Origin of the sequence: Sporolactobacillus sp. CQH2019, assembly GCF_028765345.1 — a bacterium.
Taxonomy (GTDB): Bacteria; Bacillota; Bacilli; order Bacillales; family Sporolactobacillaceae; genus Sporolactobacillus.
Map to the genome: position 1 here is coordinate 1 of NZ_JARAJZ010000031.1, position 5,834 is coordinate 5,834.

General features: G+C 24.9%; 5 protein-coding genes. 4 read left to right on the forward strand and 1 reads right to left on the reverse strand.

The annotated features are described in order from the left end of the window. Nucleotides 1–487 precede the first annotated feature (487 nt). Genes OYT88_RS20555 through OYT88_RS20565 form a run of 3 tightly spaced genes read left to right on the forward strand, consistent with a single transcriptional unit; the run spans nucleotide 488 to nucleotide 2,986 of the window. The gene (locus tag OYT88_RS20555) at nucleotides 488–1,027 is read left to right on the forward strand and encodes a class I SAM-dependent methyltransferase (RefSeq protein WP_274402237.1); all 540 of its coding nucleotides are present in this window, start codon (nucleotides 488–490) and stop codon (nucleotides 1,025–1,027) included. Then, complete coding sequence (locus OYT88_RS20560) at nucleotides 1,020–1,580, forward strand: hypothetical protein (protein WP_274402238.1); 561 nt, start codon at nucleotides 1,020–1,022, stop codon at nucleotides 1,578–1,580. Before OYT88_RS20555 ends, OYT88_RS20560 begins: the two co-directional genes overlap by 8 nt. Beyond that, entirely contained in the window at nucleotides 1,580–2,986 is a 1,407-nt protein-coding gene (locus OYT88_RS20565) for a hypothetical protein (protein ID WP_274402239.1), read from the forward strand. The genes OYT88_RS20560 and OYT88_RS20565 overlap by 1 nt, the downstream gene beginning before the upstream one ends. Nucleotides 2,987–3,036: 50 nt before the next feature. Here the strand turns inward: OYT88_RS20565 and OYT88_RS20570 are convergent, their stop codons facing one another. After that, on the reverse strand, nucleotides 3,037–4,104 hold the full coding sequence (locus OYT88_RS20570; protein ID WP_274402240.1) for a replication initiation protein: 1,068 nt from the start codon (nucleotides 4,102–4,104) through the stop codon (nucleotides 3,037–3,039). 1,187 nt (nucleotides 4,105–5,291) lie between these two features. Here OYT88_RS20570 and OYT88_RS20575 point away from each other — a divergent pair. After that, nucleotides 5,292–5,531, forward strand: coding sequence for a hypothetical protein (locus OYT88_RS20575; RefSeq protein WP_274402241.1), 240 nt, complete (start codon nucleotides 5,292–5,294; stop codon nucleotides 5,529–5,531). Nucleotides 5,532–5,834 lie beyond the last annotated feature (303 nt).

Genomic DNA, 5,834 nt, shown 5'->3' on the forward strand with positions numbered 1-5,834 from the left:
TATACTATATGTAAGAAATATATGTAAATTTATATTTATATATATTTCTTAAATTTACATATGCTTTTAATTACATATTTCAAAAAAAACAATATCCAGACAAGAATGCATATAATATTGTCTATAATAACTTGTTTTCGGTCTAGCTTTATGCGAAGCATAAGCTATTCATTAAAATTTTGGGCTATGGCCAAAAACAAGCCAATCAAAGATTGGTTTTAATAAATACGACTCGAAAACAAGTTAATTACATGTGAAAATTTATATAAAAAATACCTAATCATACAAAGGTGTTTGAAATTGTATAAGAGTGTTTGGGTTTGTTTAGTAATTAAACAATTTGAAGCACTTTAAGCAAGAATTATATTTTTATCATTAACTTAATAACTAATATTTGTTTGAAAGTGTTTAAAATTGTTTGCGTTCCAAACACTTTTAAACACTTTCAAACATTCTCAAACAAATTTAATTAAAGTGGAGGAAGGAAATGTTATTTCTTATAAATAATCATTTAAAGGAAGGTTATAGTGATTACAACTTATTGTTTTTAAAAAGATATCATATGGATCTTAATTTAAATAATAAAATACTGGATGTTGGATGTGGTCATTATAGGAATCTATATTTCTTTTATAAACTAGGATTTAAAAATTTATATGGAATTGATATGTTGGATCCGAAGCCTAGTGCTAAACCTAAGAAATTTAATGTCAATTTTATAAAGCAGGATATAAATTATGGCTTACCTTATGAAGATAAATCATTTGAAGTAGTATTATGTAACTTCGTATTAATGTTTATAGAGCCTAATATGCTTAAATTCGTTCTATATGAGCTTTTGCGTGTAACCAAGGTATTTTGTGTTATAGAAACTCAAAAGCAGTTCTATGAGGCTAAAAACGGACAAATAAAGCCATATGAATTTAAATGTATGGTAGAAATTATAAAAACTAGTAATGAATTTGAGATACTTGATAAGAAAAATTACAAAGAAAAACTTATTATAAGGAGGAAGGTTTATGGCTAGGGGGAGAAAAGCGTCAACTATAAAAGTTGTTACAGGTAGAGATAGAGATCTTATTAAGCAGCTTAGTAAAACTGGATTATGTAATTCAAGTCAAGCTAAAGAGTATTGTGGGGTTAGTGTAGATAGGCTAAATAAGCTTGAAAAGAGTGGCTATATTAAAACCTCCGAACATATAGTTCGTGGCGAAAATAACCTTATAATTCAGCTTGATAAGGGTGGAAAAGAATACTGTAGACAAGAATTTGGAATTACAAACTTTTGTGCTGCACAAACAAATCATCTTGAACATGATATAAAGCTTACTGAAGTTTATTATAAGTTAGATAGTGATATTCAAGATACCTGGAAACATGAAAGAGAACTAATAGATAAGTATTATGAAATATATCCTGAAAAATCTGGAGAACTTAAAACTTGTATTGATGCTGCAATTGAAGTTAATGGAGAATTAATTGCAATTGAAAGTATCGGAACCAGTTACACTGGTACGGAAATAGACCTTAAACAAGAAATAGCAACTAATCTTGGTTGTTCACGAATGGAGTGTTTTTAATGAAAGCTATAGTAAGAGATGACATTATTTCATTAGGTAGTTTTGTTGCTGCTGAATTTAAATATAAAGAATATCTTGAAATGATAATGAAAGCAGGGAATTACTGCTTTCTTGATCAATTTAAAAAATTTATAAAAAGTGGACAAACTATAATTAATGGAATGATAGAAAATAATCTTATTGCAATGGAAAACATAAATAAAAACTATAAATATATCTATCTTACTGATACTGCAATGAAATATTTATATTTAAGAGATAGTGAAGAAGATTTCTCAAATGTTCAAAAGAATAGAATAAGTGTTAAAAAAGTAGATAAAAACCCAACAGAAAAGCAACTATTATCTTCTGCATATAAATTTCATTTGTTAGCACAGGGGGAAGATCTAATTGATAAAGAATCTATTTTAAAGTCTATAGAAGATCATATTTTCTTAATGCATCTAAAAGTAGATAAATCTAAATATGAAGACTGGCTAGAAAAGAGTAATGATGCAATTAATCTTTATAAAAAAGATATTCAAAATTTAAAAATTGAAAAGCAAAGAATTGATGATAATTTTCAAAAGCTTAATAATGGATTAAATTTATTTGATTCTTATAGTGATGAAGCTGAATATAGAGAATTAAATTCAAAGTGTATTAACCTAGAAAAGGAAATTAAAGAGAAATCTCAAAAAACCTTTAAAACTGGATTAAAAGAATTAAATTTAGAGTTTGAGTTATTAAATGATTTGAAAAATGAAATTCATAGTAGAATTCTTTTAAAAAATAATGCTAAAGAAAATTTAAATAAAATCTTAATTCCAATAATACATAATATTTCAAATAAAGAAACTAAACTTAATGAATCTGAAACTAAATTTAATAAAACAAATAAAGATATAGAAGATAAAATTATTCCTAAAATTAGAAAAGTTCAGAAAGCATTTGAAAATTTATATAATATATCAAAGGTTATAGCTAGAATTAAGGATGACACTTTAGAATTTATTATTTTTGATACTGGAAACTTTAAAACTGCTTATAGTTATTTAAAACAAATTAACTCTATAAAAGAACTAAATTTAGGGTTTAAAAATATAAAAATAATTATTTACAGCTATGCAGAGCATAGATCATTCAATTTATATAATGAATTTATTAAGGTTAAATCTGAAAAAGAAAAAGCTTTAAATACAATGAAAACTTATAATTTAAAAACTAAAAATAGTAAAATAAAATCTGATTTTTATATTGCTGCTGAAAAAGTATATAGTAATACCCCAGAATTCGAAGTTGAAACTCGAGATGATTTCTTTTATATGAAAAGCTATAAGGAATTAATTTCTAGTAGTACTAAATCTATAAAAAGAAAAGATAAAGAAGCTATTGATAATTTAATAAAAAGCTTAAAATCTAATTAATTATAAAAAAAATTAAGCTTTATACTTCATTTTAGAAGTATAAAGCTTTGCTAATCCCACCCTAAGAGTTTCTTTTCAAGATCATCATAATCATAATCACGACCCTTAAAATTATTAAATTTAAGTTGTTTTACTTTTTGTAGTGGTTTTTCATAATCTTTTAACATTGTCTTAAACCAAGCATTTAAATTTTTTATATTTTGAGTTGTTGAATATTCAGCTATCTCAGTTATAAGTCTTAAAGGATTACCTTTATGTACTTCATTTTTCTTAGCTAAATTATAAAAATCAATAGCTGTTTTATCACTTATTTTTTTATTACAATAACTTTCTATTATAGCTTTTATTTTATTAATATAATCAATTTCAAGTTCTTCAACAACTGTTGCTGCTATCTCATCATTAGCATGAGTATTAATTTCTTTACTTATTCTTTTTGTTTTATTTGAATTTGAGTTAATAAAAAATCTTATTGACGTCACCTTTCTTCCAGTTTTAATTTCTTCGAACTCAAAACTTATATCAGTTAATCTTTTCAATTCTTTTTGAGTTGCTTCAAGAATAAATCTTTTAAAATCAAAATGTCTAGGATAAATATTTTCTGTTTTCAAAAGTTTTCTTAAATCATCAATATCAATATCTATATACCCTTGTTTTTTAAATTCATTACACTTTAAAAGTTCATATATTCTTGGAGAATATTTACTTTTCATACTTAAAATATTAGCTAGCTTATATTGAGTAAACATATTATTTAGTTTCAGCATATATGGCTTTAATTTTGGCGAAAACTCTAGCTCAACAAATCCAGTTCCCTTTTCATATGTTGCACTACTAAGCCAAGCAATTTGTATTAATTTATTACCTTCTTGTATTTCAAAAACCTTTTTCATAAGTTCCTTTGTTATCTTAGGTATTTCAGTATATTTAGTTTTAGTATCAACCCCCAAAAGTTCCATAAATTCTGATATTTTAAAAATATATTGTTTAAATTCTTCATCATCTGGTTGAACCATACTTGCTAAAGTAAGTATTAATTTTTGTTCTTCTAAACTTAAATCATAACTTGAGTTCATAATAAAATAATTAGATTTAATTACTAAATAGTCTTTATCCATAAAGTCACCTCTCAAGAATATTTTACCATATTATTAACGAATGTCAACGTCATTACTCGTTCTCGTTTTTAGGTACGGATTTCTCGTTTTTAGGTACGGATTTCTCGTTTTTAGGTACGGATTTCTCGTTTTTTAGGTACGGATTTCTCGTTTTTAGGTACGGATTTCTCGTTTTAAAAATTTTAAAGCTAGTCATATCAATGGTTCTAATGGTATCTAAAACATATAAAACAGTTATATATAAAACATATAAAACAACAACAGAAAAGTTGTTGTTTATTTAGATTAAAATATTTCTATTTTTTATTTATATATAGTACTTTCATGATATATTATTATTGTATACAAATTGGTTACAAGGTGGGATTATATGGTTTATGAAGATATGAGTTTAGAAGAAGTTATTAACTATATTAATTTTGAGTTACTTAAAGGTAGGACAATGAAAGATATTGAAGAGATTGATTTTAATGTTAATGAAAGAGTTATAACTAAAAGATTAGCTAGAAAAAATATTAAAAAAGTGAACGGGCAATTTGTGTTTCAAAATGGTTCTAAAAAGCCCGAAGTATCTGATATGCAAGTAACACAGACATTTTCTAATCCAATAATTAATAATAAACCTATCAATTTAATGGAGAATAGAGAGTTTTTAGAGTTAAGTAAGAAGGTTGATATACTAGAAAAAGCACTTAAGGAAATGATTTGTATACAAAGTAGTTCCAAAGAGGTTACACATGATTTAGGGTTAAAGATATATTCTAGTAAAGATAAACCTATTGCCAAGACTATAANAAAAAGCACTTAAGGAAATGATTTGTATACAAAGTAGTTCCAAAGAGGTTACACATGATTTAGGGTTAAAGATATATTCTAGTAAAGATAAACCTATTGCCAAGACTATAAGATTATATAAAGAAGTTTGGGATAAGATTGATAAGGTTAAGGATCAGTTTCCACATATAAACTATCAGACTTTATTAAATAGCTTAATAGATGAAATAACAGAAAAATACTTAAAAAATAATGAATAAAAGTTACTATGTTCGTATTTAACTATGACATAGTAGCCTTTAATAATAATAGAAACTTATTTTAAAAATAAAATTAGGGCATATGCCCTGGTTTTAGAAAAGTGAAATTAAATATAGCTCCATATTAGATATTTATAGAAAGGAATGGACCATATGAAATGCTATGATTTAGAAGAAGCGCTTAGACGGGCAGAAGGAAATATAAAACATGGGGGAATGTATCTAACTGAAGGTGAAAGAGATCTTATAAGATCAAAAGCTACGGGTGAAATAGATCAAGAAGAATTTATTAAAAGGGTTTTAGAATATCATACTGGGAATAATGATGAATCTAAAAAATCAAATATTACTTATGGTGAAATAGAAGAAGAAATAATAACTCCAAGAAGTTAATACATTTAGGGCATATGCCCTAAATGTATTTAAAATAGAAAAATTTTCGCTCTTTTTTAATGGGGATAAATTGTAAGAAACTTTATAAAAAATTACAAGACAGTTTTATATCTATATACTAAATAGTTTTTTTATCGATGAAAGCCTTATAAGTAAAGGCTTTTAAAAGAATTTTTAAATAAAGAGTTTAAATTTATATCTAAAACTCTTTATTATTATTAAGGGTAATAAAACATAAAAAATTAACCTATTTTAAGACCTAAAATTAATTAATAAACTCCTTATTAATTGATTAAAAAGAGT

Excerpts from the sequence above, each read along its gene's own strand:
- OYT88_RS20575 (WP_274402241.1), top strand. The coding sequence starts at position 5,292 with ATGAAATGCTATGATTTAGAAGAAGCGCTTAGACGGGCAGAAGGAAAT.
- OYT88_RS20565 (WP_274402239.1), top strand. The coding sequence starts at position 1,580 with ATGAAAGCTATAGTAAGAGATGACATTATTTCATTAGGTAGTTTTGTT.
- OYT88_RS20570 (WP_274402240.1), bottom strand. The coding sequence starts at position 4,104 with ATGGATAAAGACTATTTAGTAATTAAATCTAATTATTTTATTATGAAC.
- OYT88_RS20560 (WP_274402238.1), top strand. The coding sequence starts at position 1,020 with ATGGCTAGGGGGAGAAAAGCGTCAACTATAAAAGTTGTTACAGGTAGA.
- OYT88_RS20555 (WP_274402237.1), top strand. The coding sequence starts at position 488 with ATGTTATTTCTTATAAATAATCATTTAAAGGAAGGTTATAGTGATTAC.